The 12,454-nt window shown below is 33.0% G+C and carries 11 protein-coding genes and 1 riboswitch; of the genes, 10 read left to right on the forward strand and 1 reads right to left on the reverse strand.

Annotated elements, in window-relative coordinates:
- The first annotated feature begins 59 nt into the window (after window positions 1–59).
- The 6 genes from BUB47_RS02745 (at window position 60) to BUB47_RS02770 (ending at window position 4,441) form a co-directional block, all read left to right on the forward strand.
- The gene (locus BUB47_RS02745) at window positions 60–1,058 is read left to right on the forward strand and encodes an ABC transporter substrate-binding protein (RefSeq protein WP_073183539.1); all 999 of its coding nucleotides are present in this window, start codon (window positions 60–62) and stop codon (window positions 1,056–1,058) included.
- A complete protein-coding gene (locus tag BUB47_RS02750) occupies window positions 1,033–1,779 on the forward strand; it encodes an ABC transporter permease (protein ID WP_073183541.1) in 747 nt (248 codons plus the stop codon). Before BUB47_RS02745 ends, BUB47_RS02750 begins: the two co-directional genes overlap by 26 nt.
- Window positions 1,776–2,345, forward strand: a complete 570-nt coding sequence (locus BUB47_RS02755) for an ATP-binding cassette domain-containing protein (protein ID WP_073183543.1) — start codon at window positions 1,776–1,778, stop codon at window positions 2,343–2,345. The genes BUB47_RS02750 and BUB47_RS02755 overlap by 4 nt, the downstream gene beginning before the upstream one ends.
- 22 nt (window positions 2,346–2,367) lie before the next feature.
- Entirely contained in the window at window positions 2,368–3,189 is an 822-nt protein-coding gene (gene murI, locus BUB47_RS02760; RefSeq protein WP_073183545.1) for a glutamate racemase, read from the forward strand.
- A gap of 89 nt (window positions 3,190–3,278) precedes the next feature.
- Window positions 3,279–3,629 (forward strand): encapsulin-associated ferritin-like protein, encoded by a 351-nt coding sequence (locus BUB47_RS02765; RefSeq protein ID WP_073183547.1) that lies wholly within the window; start codon window positions 3,279–3,281, stop codon window positions 3,627–3,629.
- A 14-nt stretch (window positions 3,630–3,643) separates the two neighbouring features.
- Window positions 3,644–4,441 carry a family 1 encapsulin nanocompartment shell protein gene (locus BUB47_RS02770; RefSeq protein ID WP_073183548.1) on the forward strand — a complete coding sequence of 266 codons (798 nt, stop codon included), beginning with the start codon at window positions 3,644–3,646 and terminating at the stop codon, window positions 4,439–4,441.
- A gap of 53 nt (window positions 4,442–4,494) precedes the next feature.
- On the opposite strand, the gene mgtA is transcribed toward BUB47_RS02770, so the two are convergent.
- On the reverse strand, window positions 4,495–7,254 hold the full coding sequence (gene mgtA, locus BUB47_RS02775) for a magnesium-translocating P-type ATPase (protein ID WP_073183550.1): 2,760 nt from the start codon (window positions 7,252–7,254) through the stop codon (window positions 4,495–4,497).
- A 307-nt stretch (window positions 7,255–7,561) separates the two neighbouring features.
- Window positions 7,562–7,716: riboswitch (M-box (ykoK) riboswitch) on the reverse strand.
- A gap of 151 nt (window positions 7,717–7,867) precedes the next feature.
- Between mgtA and hisS the strand changes: the two genes are divergently transcribed.
- The 4 genes from hisS (at window position 7,868) to BUB47_RS02795 (ending at window position 12,447) form a co-directional block, all read left to right on the forward strand.
- Entirely contained in the window at window positions 7,868–9,175 is a 1,308-nt protein-coding gene (gene hisS / locus BUB47_RS02780) for a histidine--tRNA ligase (protein WP_073183552.1), read from the forward strand.
- A gap of 7 nt (window positions 9,176–9,182) precedes the next feature.
- On the forward strand, window positions 9,183–9,875 hold the full coding sequence (locus BUB47_RS02785) for a B3/B4 domain-containing protein (protein WP_073183554.1): 693 nt from the start codon (window positions 9,183–9,185) through the stop codon (window positions 9,873–9,875).
- 100 nt (window positions 9,876–9,975) lie between these two features.
- A complete protein-coding gene (locus tag BUB47_RS02790; protein WP_073183556.1) occupies window positions 9,976–11,037 on the forward strand; it encodes an alanine/ornithine racemase family PLP-dependent enzyme in 1,062 nt (353 codons plus the stop codon).
- An 81-nt stretch (window positions 11,038–11,118) separates the two neighbouring features.
- Window positions 11,119–12,447 carry a C1 family peptidase gene (locus BUB47_RS02795; RefSeq protein ID WP_073183558.1) on the forward strand — a complete coding sequence of 443 codons (1,329 nt, stop codon included), beginning with the start codon at window positions 11,119–11,121 and terminating at the stop codon, window positions 12,445–12,447.
- Window positions 12,448–12,454 lie beyond the last annotated feature (7 nt).

The raw sequence follows: 12,454 nt of genomic DNA on the forward strand, positions 1-12,454 counted from the left end.
AAAATTGATTTATTTACAAAGGGTATGCAATTATATATAATTAATGACTGGAGGTAGATATGAAAAATAAAATTTTAAGTACATTATTAGTGTTTGTTTTTTTATTTTCGCTAGTAGGTTGTGGAAATAAAAATGAAAATATAGTGACAGATGAAGCTATAAAAGACAATGTAACGATTAAGGTTGGAGCTTTAAAAGGACCTACAGCAATGGGACTTGTCAAAGTATTTGACGATTCCGACAAAGGTGTTAAACAAAGTAATACTTACGACTACAAAATTGTGGCAAGTCCAGACGAAATAGTTGCCGGACTTTCAAAGGGAGACTTTGATGTGGCTGCAATTCCTGCAAACTTAGCTTCAATTTTATACAATAAGACAGAGGGAAAACTTTTAAAGGTTTCAAATATTAATACTCTAGGTGTTTTATATTTAGCATCAAGGGATGATATTAGTGATGTTGAAAGTTTAAAAGGCAGAACTATAGTTACAAGTGGGAAAGGTTCTACACCTGAGTTTGCTCTAAGACAAATCCTGTCAAAAAGCAATATCGACCCTGATAATGATGTGACTATAGAGTACAAGGCACAACATGAAGAAGTTTTAGCTGAACTTATAAATAACGAGTCAGCTGTTGTAATGTTGCCTCAACCTTTTTTAACTGTGGCAAAGCAAAAGGTTGAAGGTCTCAAGGTGAATTTTTCATTAAATGACCTATGGAAAGAAATTAATGGAGAACCTTTAATAACTGGAGTTTTAGTAGTTAGAAATGAATTTTTAGAGGAAAACAAAGAAAACTTTAATGCTTTTTTAAGTGAATATAAAAATTCAGTTGATTTTGTAAATAATAATGTTGATGAAGCGGCAGCTCTTGTGGGAAATTATGACATAGTTCCTGAGGCAGTTGCTAAAATTGCAATTCCCGATTGTAATATAGTCTATATTGATGGTCAGGAAAGTGAAGATGCACTTTCAAATTATTTAAATATTTTATTTGAAGCTGATCAGAGCTCAGTTGGAGGAGTATTACCTGATGAAAACTTCTACTATAAAAAATAAAGCTAAGAGCTTTGGAGTAGTTTTATTTTGGATTTTCATATGGCAAGTGCTTAGCACTTTTATATCAGAGGAGATACTATTTGTATCTCCTCTTAAGGTTATACCTCAAATATTTGTAAATCTTTCAGATGGAGTATTTTGGAGGGCTTTAATAAGCACTCTTTCTAAGATTTCCCTTGGATTTATAGTGGGCTTTGTAATTGGAACAGCTCTTGCTACACTGTCTTATAAATTTAAAGTTGTAAGAGAATTACTATATCCACTAATACTGTTTTTAAAGTCAGTTCCCGTAGTAAGTTTTATAATTCTTATACTTTTCTTTATGAGTTCAGAGAGATTGCCTATATTTATTTCTGTTATAATAGTAATTCCCATAATATATTTAAATGTATATGAGGGACTTATAAATGTAGATAAAAAATATTTAAATATGGCTAAAGTATTTGACGTGGGAATTTTAAAAGAAATAAGTTATATATATATTCCAAGTTTAAAAGGGTATATTCAAAGTGGACTTGAATTAAGTGTGGGAATGGCATGGAAATCCGGACTGGCAGCAGAAGTTATAGCACTTCCAAAATATGGAATCGGAACGCTAATCTACAACTGTAAAATATATTTAGACACAGTTAATTTATTTTCCTACACCATACTTGCAGTGGTAGTGGCATTTTTATTTGAAAAGTTAGTGCTCTACATATTTAGGAGGATTGCCCGTTGAAACTTAAAGTGAGAAATTTAAAAAAATCTTTTAATGAAAAAGTACTCTTTGAAAATTTAAACTTTGAAGTAGAAGATGGAGACGTACTTGGACTCTTAGGAAACTCAGGAATAGGAAAAACTACTTTAATGAACATACTGTTGGGAATTGAAGATAGTGACGGAGGTAGTGTAGAGTATAGCGATAGACCTAAATTTTCTGTGGTGTTTCAAGAAAATTTACTTTTTGAAGAAAAAACTGTACTGGAAAATTTAGAGTTTGTTCAAAGAGATGAGAAAATAAATTTAAATTTATTAACAGAGCTGGAATTAGGAGAATATGCAAATTCTAAAGCGAAAGTTCTATCAGGTGGAATGAAAAGAAGATTGTCCCTAGTTAGATCGGTGGCAAAAGAGGGTAATATTTTTATGATGGACGAAGCAATAAGAGAAGTAGATACTAATAACAGAAAAAGAATGATAGAATTTTTAATGAAGCATAAGGGAGTAAAACCTTTGATTTACATTACCCATGATGAGTTAGATTTAAAGTTAATGAGAGCAAATAAAATAGTGAGATTGAGTTAATTATTGAAGGCGGGATATTTAGATGAGTTTTTCAGACAACAGACCCATAGGAGTATTTGATAGTGGAGTAGGCGGCTTAAGTGTACTTAAAGTTTTAAGGGAAATTTTACCAAATGAAAACTTTATTTATGTTGGAGACACTTTAAGAGTTCCCTATGGAGACAAAGAAGCATCGGAAATAAAAGCCTATACTCTGGAATGCTTTGAAAAGTTAAGAGAAGAAAATGTAAAAGGTGTAGTACTGGCCTGTAATACAGCTACAAGTTATGCACTTGATGAAGTTAAGGAAAAATTTGACTTTCCAACAGTTGGAGTAATAGGAGCAGGGGCGCTTGAGACGACAATGGTTACAAAAAACAAGAGAGTTTTGCTTCTGGCTACAAATGCAACAGTGAACAGTGGGATATATGAAGATTCAATATCTAGAATAGATTCAAAAATAGAAGTAAAAGCGGAAGGGTGCCCGGATATAGTTAAAGTAGTTGAAGAAGGTCATGCAGAGGACATAATAGGATTTAGCACATGTAAAAAATATATAGACAGATATAATGACTACGACTACGATACATTAATACTTGGATGTACACATTTTGCATTGGCAGAGGAAAATATTAGAAAAATTTTAAAAGAGAAAAATAAAGATGCGACAATAGTAGATCCGGGGCGTTCTACAGCTATTCAATTAAAGAGGATATTTAGTGAGCTCAGATTATTAAGCGATAGTGGAAGTGGAGAAGTGGAGTACTTTATATCCGGAAGTCAGGATGACTTTAAAAGTACGGCATCAAAAATCTTAAGAAAAAATGTAGATGACTTAGATGTGAAGAGTTTTATAACTAAATAAATTAATACAATATAGAATTAAAGGGTAAAAGTTGGGTAATAAATAAAGGTAAGATAAATCGTAAATTGTAATAATAAAGAGGTGTAAATATGGCCAGAGATTATCACGAACCACCAGAAGAGTTAGATGAAAAAGTACGTGATCAAATACGTGCTATTAACAGCTTAAAAGAAGAAATTGAAGCTGTTGACTGGTATATGCAAAGAGTTGCTGTTGCATCAAATCAAGAATTAAAAGACATTATGTGGCACAATGCAAAAGAGGAAATGGAACATGCAATGATGGCTCTTGAGTGGTTAAGAAGAAATATGGACGGCTGGGATGAGCAGATGAGAACATACTTATTTACAGAAAAGCCCATACTGGAAGTTGAAGAAGATGCGGAATCAGGCGAAGGGTCAAACAGTGGCTCAGGTTCACTTGAAATTGGGGAACTATAATAAAGGAGAAGACTATGGATGTGTTAAAGAGAAGTATTGCACCAGTATCATCAGAAGCATGGTCGGAAATAGACAATAGGGCAGCAGAGGTTATTAAGAGTATTCTCTCAGCTAGAAAAGTTTTAAAAGTTAATGGACCTAAGGGTTGGGACTATACTTCAATATCTGAGGGAAGACTGAAGGATTTAGATGGAGTAAAAGACAAGGGCAATGTTAAAACCGGAATTTTTGAAACACAAAATTTAGTAGAGGCGAGAATTGGCTTTGAATTAGATAAGTGGGAACTTGATAATATTGAAAGAGGCGCAAAGGACATAGACTTTACAAATCTGGAAATAGCTTGCGAACAACTTGCAATATTTGAAGAAAATGCAATCTACAATGGATATGACAAGGGAAATATTATGGGCCTTAGTAAATCAGCAGGCCATAAGTTAAAACTGGGAGCAAATGGAAATGAAATACTACAGTCAATTGGAGAGGGAAAATACAAGTTATTTAACTCCTATGTAGAAGGTCCTTTTGACTTATTAGTTTCTCCTGAAGCATATAACAAAATAAACACTGTATATGAAGGTGCTTTTTTAATGCATGGAATTGAAAAACTAATAGGTGGGGAAATTATCAGATCAAAGGCTCTAAAGGGAGCGCTGTTAATTCCACATAGAGATGAGGATTTGGAATTTACTGTTGGACAGGATTTCTCCATTGGATTTGAAAGAGAACTGGAAAAGACAGTTAGACTATTTGCAACAGAAACTTTCACATTTAGAATACTGGATGAAAGTAAAATAGTTTCATATTCACTATAATATAAAAGGGATGTAGTTTAAACTACATCCCTTAATTTTTACTTTAATATATGTTATAAAAGAGTTCCATACTTTTTGACATATATTTTTTTTACAATAGTTACCAGAACCATATATGAAAATATAATTACGCCGAGATATGCAAAGAATATTTTAGGTACTGGAAGCAAGTCAAGCATATCTCCAATTGGAGTAAATGGTATTACAGTAAGTGCAATAATTCCAACAGCTCCAAGTATAGTAACAGATGCTGAGGCCCTACTTTGAATAAATGGAATTTTTTGAGTTCTAATCATGTGAATTACCAGAGTTTGACTCCACATGGACTCTATAAACCAACCTGTTTGAAATAGAGCTTCATATGCACTCTTCATATTGAGTCCTTGCAATACTCCGCTTTGTATAATTGCAGTGTCTGAAATAGTCTTGTACAGTGCTCCGTTTGAAATAAATGCCGGACAAATTATAAAGTATAAAATTGCATATGTTATCCAGTCAAATATTGAACTGGTAGGTCCAATCCAAATCATAAAAGATTCAATAGTTGAGGCCTCCCAGTTTTTCGGAGTTCTTATAAATTCCTCGTCTACATTGTCCCATGGTATTGCTATACATGATAAATCGTAAATTAAATTTAAAAATATTAGCTGAATACTTGTCATTGGCAAAAATGGAAGTAGTGCACTTGCTATAAGTACTGAAAACATATTTCCAAAGTTAGATGAAGCAGTCATTTTAATATATTTAATCATATTTGCATAGGTCTTTCTGCCTTCAATAATGCCTTCTTCCAATACCATCAGGCTCTTTTCAAGCAAGATTATATCAGCAGATTCCTTTGCTATATCAACGGCGCTGTCAACACTAATTCCTATGTCGGAGCTCTTTAGAGCAGCGGCATCATTAATTCCGTCACCTAAAAATCCTACAACGTGTCCGTTTTCCTTTAGGGCAGCTACTATCATTGCCTTTTGGTCCGGAGAAATTTTTGCAAATAAACTGGTACTCTCTACAACTTTTAAAAGTTCATCTCTTGAAAAATTGTCAAGGTCACTTCCCAGTACAATCTTATCTGTTGAGATTCCAACTTGTGAACATATATATCTGGCAACTTTTTCGTTGTCGCCTGTTATTACCTTAGTAGAAACACCGTATTCTTTTAAAGTTTCAATTGCAACTTTAGCACTTTCCTTTGGGGGATCTAAGAAAGCTAAATATCCAAGCAACACCATATCAGTTTCATCTTTTATGCCAAAAGCTCCAACAGGGGATGGATTAGTCTTTTGGGCAAGGGCAATCACGCGCATTCCCTTTTCATTTAATTCATCTACAACTTTAAATATTTGCTCTTTAACTTCTTTAGTCAAGGGTTCAACATTTCCCATATAGTCGGCGTAGGAACAGATTGAAAGCATTTCTTCTACTGCACCTTTAGTAATCATTTGAGTTTTGGAATTTTTATCTTCTACTACTACGCTTAAACGACGTCTTGAGAAATCAAAGGGAATTTCATCAACTTTTGTATAAGCTTCTGATAAGTCCACTAGAGATTTGTCTTTAGATTCGTGATCTTCAGTTTTCTTTATAATTGCCCTGTCCATTAAATTTTTATATCCTGTTTGAAAGTAACTGTTTAAATAAGCATGGCGAAGTATTCTAGTGCTTTCATTGCCGTGAATATCTAAGTAGTATTCAAGGACTACATTGTCCTCTGTAATAGTTCCTGTCTTATCTGTACATAGTACGTCCATTGCTCCAAAGCTTTGAATGGAGTTTAAATTTTTTACTACAGTCTTTTTCTTAGACATTGAAACTGCGCCCTTTGCAAGACAAGTTGTGACAATCATTGGAAGCATTTCAGGAGTTAAGCCCACTGCAATTGAAATGGCAAATAAAAATGCTTGTACCCAGTTGCCCTTAGTTAGTCCATTTATAAAAAACACTATTGGAACCATTATCATCATAAATTTAATGAGAACCCAAGATACTGAGTTTACACCCTTAGTAAAACTGGATTCCACTTCTTCTTTAGTTATTGTCTTGGCAATAGAACCGAATAAAGTGTTGTTTCCAGTTGAAACTACTACTGCCTTTGAAGTTCCACTGATTACGTTACTTCCCATAAATCCAAAAATAGGATAGTCAGTGATGGAACTGTACTTATCTTCATCTAGGTTCGGAAACTTTTCAATGGGGTCACTTTCACCTGTAAGAGATGCTTGACTGACAAATAAGTCCTTTGCCTCAAGTATTCTAACGTCTGCCGGAATCATATCTCCTGCACTTAAGTGAATTATATCTCCTATAACTAATTCTTGTAGTGGAATTTCAAAGAAGTGTTTTTTTTCTTCTCTAATTACAGTACAAGTTGTAGTTATCATTTCTAAAAGTTTTTCAGCCGCATTTCCGGAACGAGTTTCCTGAACAAATCTAAGGACTCCTGAAAATAGTACCATTGCTAAAATAATAATAACTGTGGCATAATTTAAATCTTCCAGTTTATTAGTGCGAATGGGAATTATAATATCAGTTACCACTGATACGATTGCCAAGAATAAAAGTATGAGGGTAAAAGGATTAATAAAAGCCTCGGATAGTCTCTTTAGAATGGACTTTTTTTCGCCATGTTCAATAATGTTGGCGCCATATTCTTTTCTATTTTTTAAAACTTGTTCTTTGGAAAGACCCTTTATACTGGTATTAAAAACCTTTAATAGAGAATCTTTATCCAGTTTGGCAAAGTCCTTAAGTCTCTTATTAGAATCCAAGTTTTCAATATTTTGTACTACATCTTTTGATGTATTGTTTTTCATTTTCAACCCTCCTAAATAATAAAGTTAATTGCTCAACAAATTAACCTTGTGGAAACAAAGTTAATTTTTAAATAAATTCAAGTAGTGGTCAAATTAAAATTATTATTGGAATTAGAAAATTATATGTGATTTAAAAGAGTAAAATCATTGGAAATTAAAAAATTTGTATAATAATTAATTTGAACATTTGAAATTAAATAACTACAGACCGGAACGTAACCTCCAGAATCCATGATCTCACCTCTCTTTAAATAAAAAAACACCTACCATAAGTAATAGTAAGTGAAACACGCAAAATATAAAAATATAAATTTGCCGTTTGAGCTTTGACTTTATAGGGCGATGAAACTGTGTTATGCCATACCTTCATGATATGGCCTGTTCAAACCAGCGATTAATGTCTCCATTAAGTTGCGGCAACAGTCCTTATCCCTATAGTAGCCTCACCTACCGGAACAACAAAATTATAGTATGTATATTGCATTTTGTCAAGGGATGGAGATTTTGGTTTTCCAAAAAAACTTTAAGTAATATCTAAAATATGTTAAAATAATACTAATAACCTAAAATAGGTTAAATATTAATATTATAAATAATGAAAAGGAGGCCAATTATGATTCAAAAAGTAAAAGCTTCAACTCTGCCTGGTTTTTTAGAGTTGCTACCACAAGATCAAATACTATTTAATGAAATGATGGACACAATAAGAAGGAACTTTGAAAAGCATGGTTTTTTACCTATTGATACTCCAGCGATTGAGAGAACGGAAGTACTCTTAGCTAAAGGAGGAGGTAATACAGAAAAGCAAATTTACAGATTTACAAAGGGAGATACAGATATGTCTCTTAGGTTTGACTTAACAGTTCCACTTGCGAGGTATACTGTAGAACATTTTAATGAGCTTTCTTTTCCATTTAGAAGATACCACATAGCAAAGGTATATAGAGGCGAAAAAGCACAAAAGGGACGTTTTAGAGAGTTCTACCAATGTGATATAGATACTATAGGAAATGAAAAGTTAGACATTACAAATGATGCTGAAATTCCGGTTGTAATATACCATACATTTAAAGATTTGGGATTTGATGAGTTTACTATTAGAATTAACAACAGAAGATTGCTAAAGGGATTTTATGAATCTCTAGGTATAACAGACTCTGTGGAAGTTTTGAGAATAGTAGATAAAATAGACAAAATCGGAAAAGAAAATGTGAGACTTGAACTGTTAGAGTTGGGTTTAACTGAAGAACAGGCAGATAAAATTGTAGAGTTTACACTAATAACTGGAACTAGTGAAGAAGTGTTTAAAGCATTAGAAGATTTAAATATAGAAAATGAAGTATTTAATGTTGGTTTAACTGAGTTAAAACAAGTTATTAAATATATAGAAGAATATGATGTGCCTGTGGAAAACTTCACAGTAGATTTAAAAATAGCACGTGGGTTGGATTACTACACTGGAACAGTTTATGAGACATCTCTTGATAACTATCCAAAAATCGGCTCAGTTTGCTCAGGTGGAAGGTATGATGACCTTGCAAGTAACTACACAGATAAAAAACTTCCAGGAGTGGGAATTTCAATAGGACTTTCCAGATTATTTTACCAATTAAATGAAGCCAAAATAATAAAACCTAAGAGAAAGAGCTTAATAGATTTAATTGTAATTCCAATGGATGAATATGTGGAGGATGCAATAAAATTAGTTTCAAAATTAAGACTTGGAAATATTGACTGTATTATCTACACAGAAGAGGGGAAACTGGGAAAGAAATTTAAATACGCAGATGCTTTAGAAGTACCTTATGTAGTAGTTATTGGTGAAAACGAAGTAAAGACTGAAAAGTACTCTCTAAGAGATATGCAATCAGGTGAACAAGAAGAGTTAACCGTTGAAGAAATAATAGAAAAAATAAAGTAGGGATAATATGGAATTTATAGTCGATGAAAAAGTAAAGTCAGTATTGGGTGTAGACGCAATAGTGGGAGCTCTATTGACTAATGTAGACATAGACGCTGAACTTCCACAAAAATTTGAAGATGAAATTAAAGACCTTACAGAATATGCAATGGACGTAACACCTGAAATGTTAGAAGAAAACCCCGTATTAGAGGGATATAGAGAAAAAATTAGGCAGATAGGAAGATCTCTAAAGAGATATCCTCCATCAGCGGAAGCGCTAATAAACAATATGAAAAAAAGGCAGTCTATGCCTAGAATAAACTCGCTAATAGACCTATATAACATTGGGTCATTAAAGAGTATGCTTTCAATTGGAGCTCATGATGCAGATTCATTTACAGGACCAATCAGATTTGTATTTACAGAAGAAGCTGATTCCTTCGTACCAGTTGGAGGAGGCACAAAACCTGTTCATGTAGGTGACTTTGTCTATAGAGATGACAATGCAATAGCAGCTTACTTAGATGCCAGAGATGCTGACGGATTTAAGATTAAAGAAGATACTAAGAACGTACTACTTGTAATTCAGGGAAATAAAAATACAAGTGCTGAAATGAGAATGGAAGTACTTGAAGAAATATGTGAAAATATTAAAGAAGTTTGTGGAGGAGATTACAAAATCTTTGAAGCAAAAGCGGGACAAAAAACAGAAATTTAACACTTTTAAGAGGGTATTTGAGATACATTTCTATTATATGTATTTTAAGCACCCTCTTAATTTAGATAGACATTTATAAAAAATCAAAGGAGGAGGTTTTATGACGGCGACTTTGGAAATTAATTTAAAAAAAATAGAAAATAATGTATCTATAATAAAGAATTTGTGCGATGAAAACAATATTGAAATTACGGGAATTACAAAAATGTTTTCAGGGGATCCTAAAATTGCAAATATGTACTTAAGTGGAGGTTTGGAAAAGCTTGGAGATTCAGAGATAAGCAACTTAAAAAATCTTTCAGGTATAGAGGCAGAAAAGTGGATGGTTAGAATACCGGCATTAAGTGAAATAGAAGACCTTATAAAATACAGCGATGCCTCTTTAAATTCAGAATTGGAAGTAATAAAGGAGATAGAAAAGCAATCAAAAAAACAGGGGAAAATTCACAAGATTATACTAATGCAGGAGTTGGGAGATTTAAGAGAGGGCATCTTAGACAGAGAAGAACTGATTAGAACTGCTGATTACGTTTTAAATAGCAAGTGGATAGAACTATATGGAATGGGAACGAATTTAACTTGTCTGTCCTTTGTTCAACCCAGTGTTGAAAATTTAAGTCGACTTGTAAAAATGTCAAAAGAAGTATTTGGAAATAGAAAATTTATGATAAGTGGTGGGAATTCTTCCTCCATAGACTTAATGTTAAATAAAAAAATGCCAGTAGAGATAAATAATTTACGTCTGGGAGAATCACTAATATTTGGCAAGGAGAGAGCTAAGTACAAGTACTTAGATGGAACTTATTCAGATACATTTGTCTTAAAAGCTGAAATTGTGGAAATAAAGGAAAAACCCTCATTTCCATGGGGAAAAATTGGAGCAGACTCCTATGGAAGAACACCTACATTTACTGATAGGGGAATTAGGAAGAGAGCTATCTGTGCAGTGGGAAGAAAATCTATGGATGTAGGAACTACAAAGCCATGTGACAGTGGAGTGGGAATTGTGGGAGCAAGTTCTGACCATTTAATGTTAGATATATCAGATTCAAATAAAAATTATAAAATAGGAGATAAAATAAGTTTAAAACTAGGCTATGCTTCTGCTCTCTTGGCTATGAATTCAACATATATAAAAAAAGAATATATAACAGAAATTTGAGAAGTTTTTGAAAATAGCTTAATTAAGAGTATAATTAAATAGTAGAAAGTATTTATAAACTATTGAAAGGATCTGATAAATTTGGAAATAAAAGTAGAAAAATTAAAGGATTTAAATGAGAAATTCAGTGAAGATAGAGCAAATAGAGTTGCGCAAAATGCTGCCATGTCAAATGGAATAGAAAGTGCTGCAACAAATTTAAATATTAATGAAGAACAAAGACACAATTTTAATATTAATTTAAATCAAGTTGGTGTCACTAACCAAAAGAAGTCCGGAAGATGTTGGATGTTTTCAGCTTTAAATATGATGAGATTTGAAGTTGTAAAGAATTTAAATTTAAAGGAATTTGAATTTTCTGTAGTATATCCTCTGTTTTTTGACAAACTGGAAAAAAGCAACTACTTTTTAAACAGCATATTAAAGACACTTGATGAAGAAACTGAGGGAAGGTTAGTATCTCACATTTTAAAAGACCCAATAGGTGATGGTGGCCAGTGGGATATGTTTGTGGGGCTGGTAAATAAATATGGATTAGTTCCAAAAGAAGCTATGGGTGAAAATGAAAACTCTTCAAATACAGGAAAGCTAAATAACTATTTGACAAAATTATTAAGGGGTTACGCTTCAAAACTTAGAAGAGCTCACAGTGAGGGCAAGACAATAAAAGAACTTGAGAGCATGGTAGATGATTATATGAGTGAAGTTCACAGAGTGCTTTGCATTTCTCTTGGAACTCCTCCTGAAAAATTTGACTTTGAAATAAGAGATGCAGATGGAAAATATATTTCAGAAAAAAATATAACTCCACTTAAATTTTTTGAAAAGTATGTAAATATTAACTTAGACAACTACATTTCTATAATAAATGCTCCAACTAAGGACAAACCCTATGACAACACCTATACTGTGGATTTCTTGGGAAGTGTAATTGAAGGCAAGGAAATAAAGTATATAAATCTTCCGATAGATGATTTAAAAAAAGCTGCAATCAGTCAATTAAAAGATAATCATCCAGTTTGGTTTGGCTGTGATGTAGGACAGTTCTTTAACAGAAAGGGCTCTGTACTGGATTTTGAGTCTGTAAAAGTAGATGACTTATTTAACGTTAGCTTTGATATGACAAAGGAAGAGAGACTTGACTATGGTGAATCTCTTATGACTCATGCAATGGTATTTATGGGAGTTGAACTTGATGACAATGGAGCCCCTGTAAGGTGGAGAGTTGAAAACTCTTGGGGTAAAGACAGTGGAAAAGATGGCTACCTTGTAATGAGTGACAGATGGTTTGATGAATATATGTACCAAGTAGTGATAGACAAGAAGTATCTATCTCAGAAAATTTTAAGTAACTGGGAAAAAGAACCTATTAGATTAAAACCTTGGGATCCAATGGGTTCACTAGCTTAGGAGGTCA

The sequence above is a fragment of the Anaerosphaera aminiphila DSM 21120 genome (assembly GCF_900129925.1).
Lineage (GTDB): Bacteria > Bacillota > Clostridia > Tissierellales > Peptoniphilaceae > Anaerosphaera > Anaerosphaera aminiphila.

What these genes read in the sequence shown, in the direction of transcription:
- murI (WP_073183545.1), top strand. Translation starts at nt 2,368, where the DNA reads ATGAGTTTTTCAGACAACAGACCCATAGGAGTATTTGATAGTGGAGTA.
- mgtA (WP_073183550.1), bottom strand. Translation starts at nt 7,254, where the DNA reads ATGAAAAACAATACATCAAAAGATGTAGTACAAAATATTGAAAACTTG.
- hisS (WP_073183552.1), top strand. Translation starts at nt 7,868, where the DNA reads ATGATTCAAAAAGTAAAAGCTTCAACTCTGCCTGGTTTTTTAGAGTTG.
- BUB47_RS02790 (WP_073183556.1), top strand. Translation starts at nt 9,976, where the DNA reads ATGACGGCGACTTTGGAAATTAATTTAAAAAAAATAGAAAATAATGTA.
- BUB47_RS02750 (WP_073183541.1), top strand. Translation starts at nt 1,033, where the DNA reads ATGAAAACTTCTACTATAAAAAATAAAGCTAAGAGCTTTGGAGTAGTT.
- BUB47_RS02785 (WP_073183554.1), top strand. Translation starts at nt 9,183, where the DNA reads ATGGAATTTATAGTCGATGAAAAAGTAAAGTCAGTATTGGGTGTAGAC.
- BUB47_RS02765 (WP_073183547.1), top strand. Translation starts at nt 3,279, where the DNA reads ATGGCCAGAGATTATCACGAACCACCAGAAGAGTTAGATGAAAAAGTA.
- BUB47_RS02770 (WP_073183548.1), top strand. Translation starts at nt 3,644, where the DNA reads ATGGATGTGTTAAAGAGAAGTATTGCACCAGTATCATCAGAAGCATGG.
- BUB47_RS02745 (WP_073183539.1), top strand. Translation starts at nt 60, where the DNA reads ATGAAAAATAAAATTTTAAGTACATTATTAGTGTTTGTTTTTTTATTT.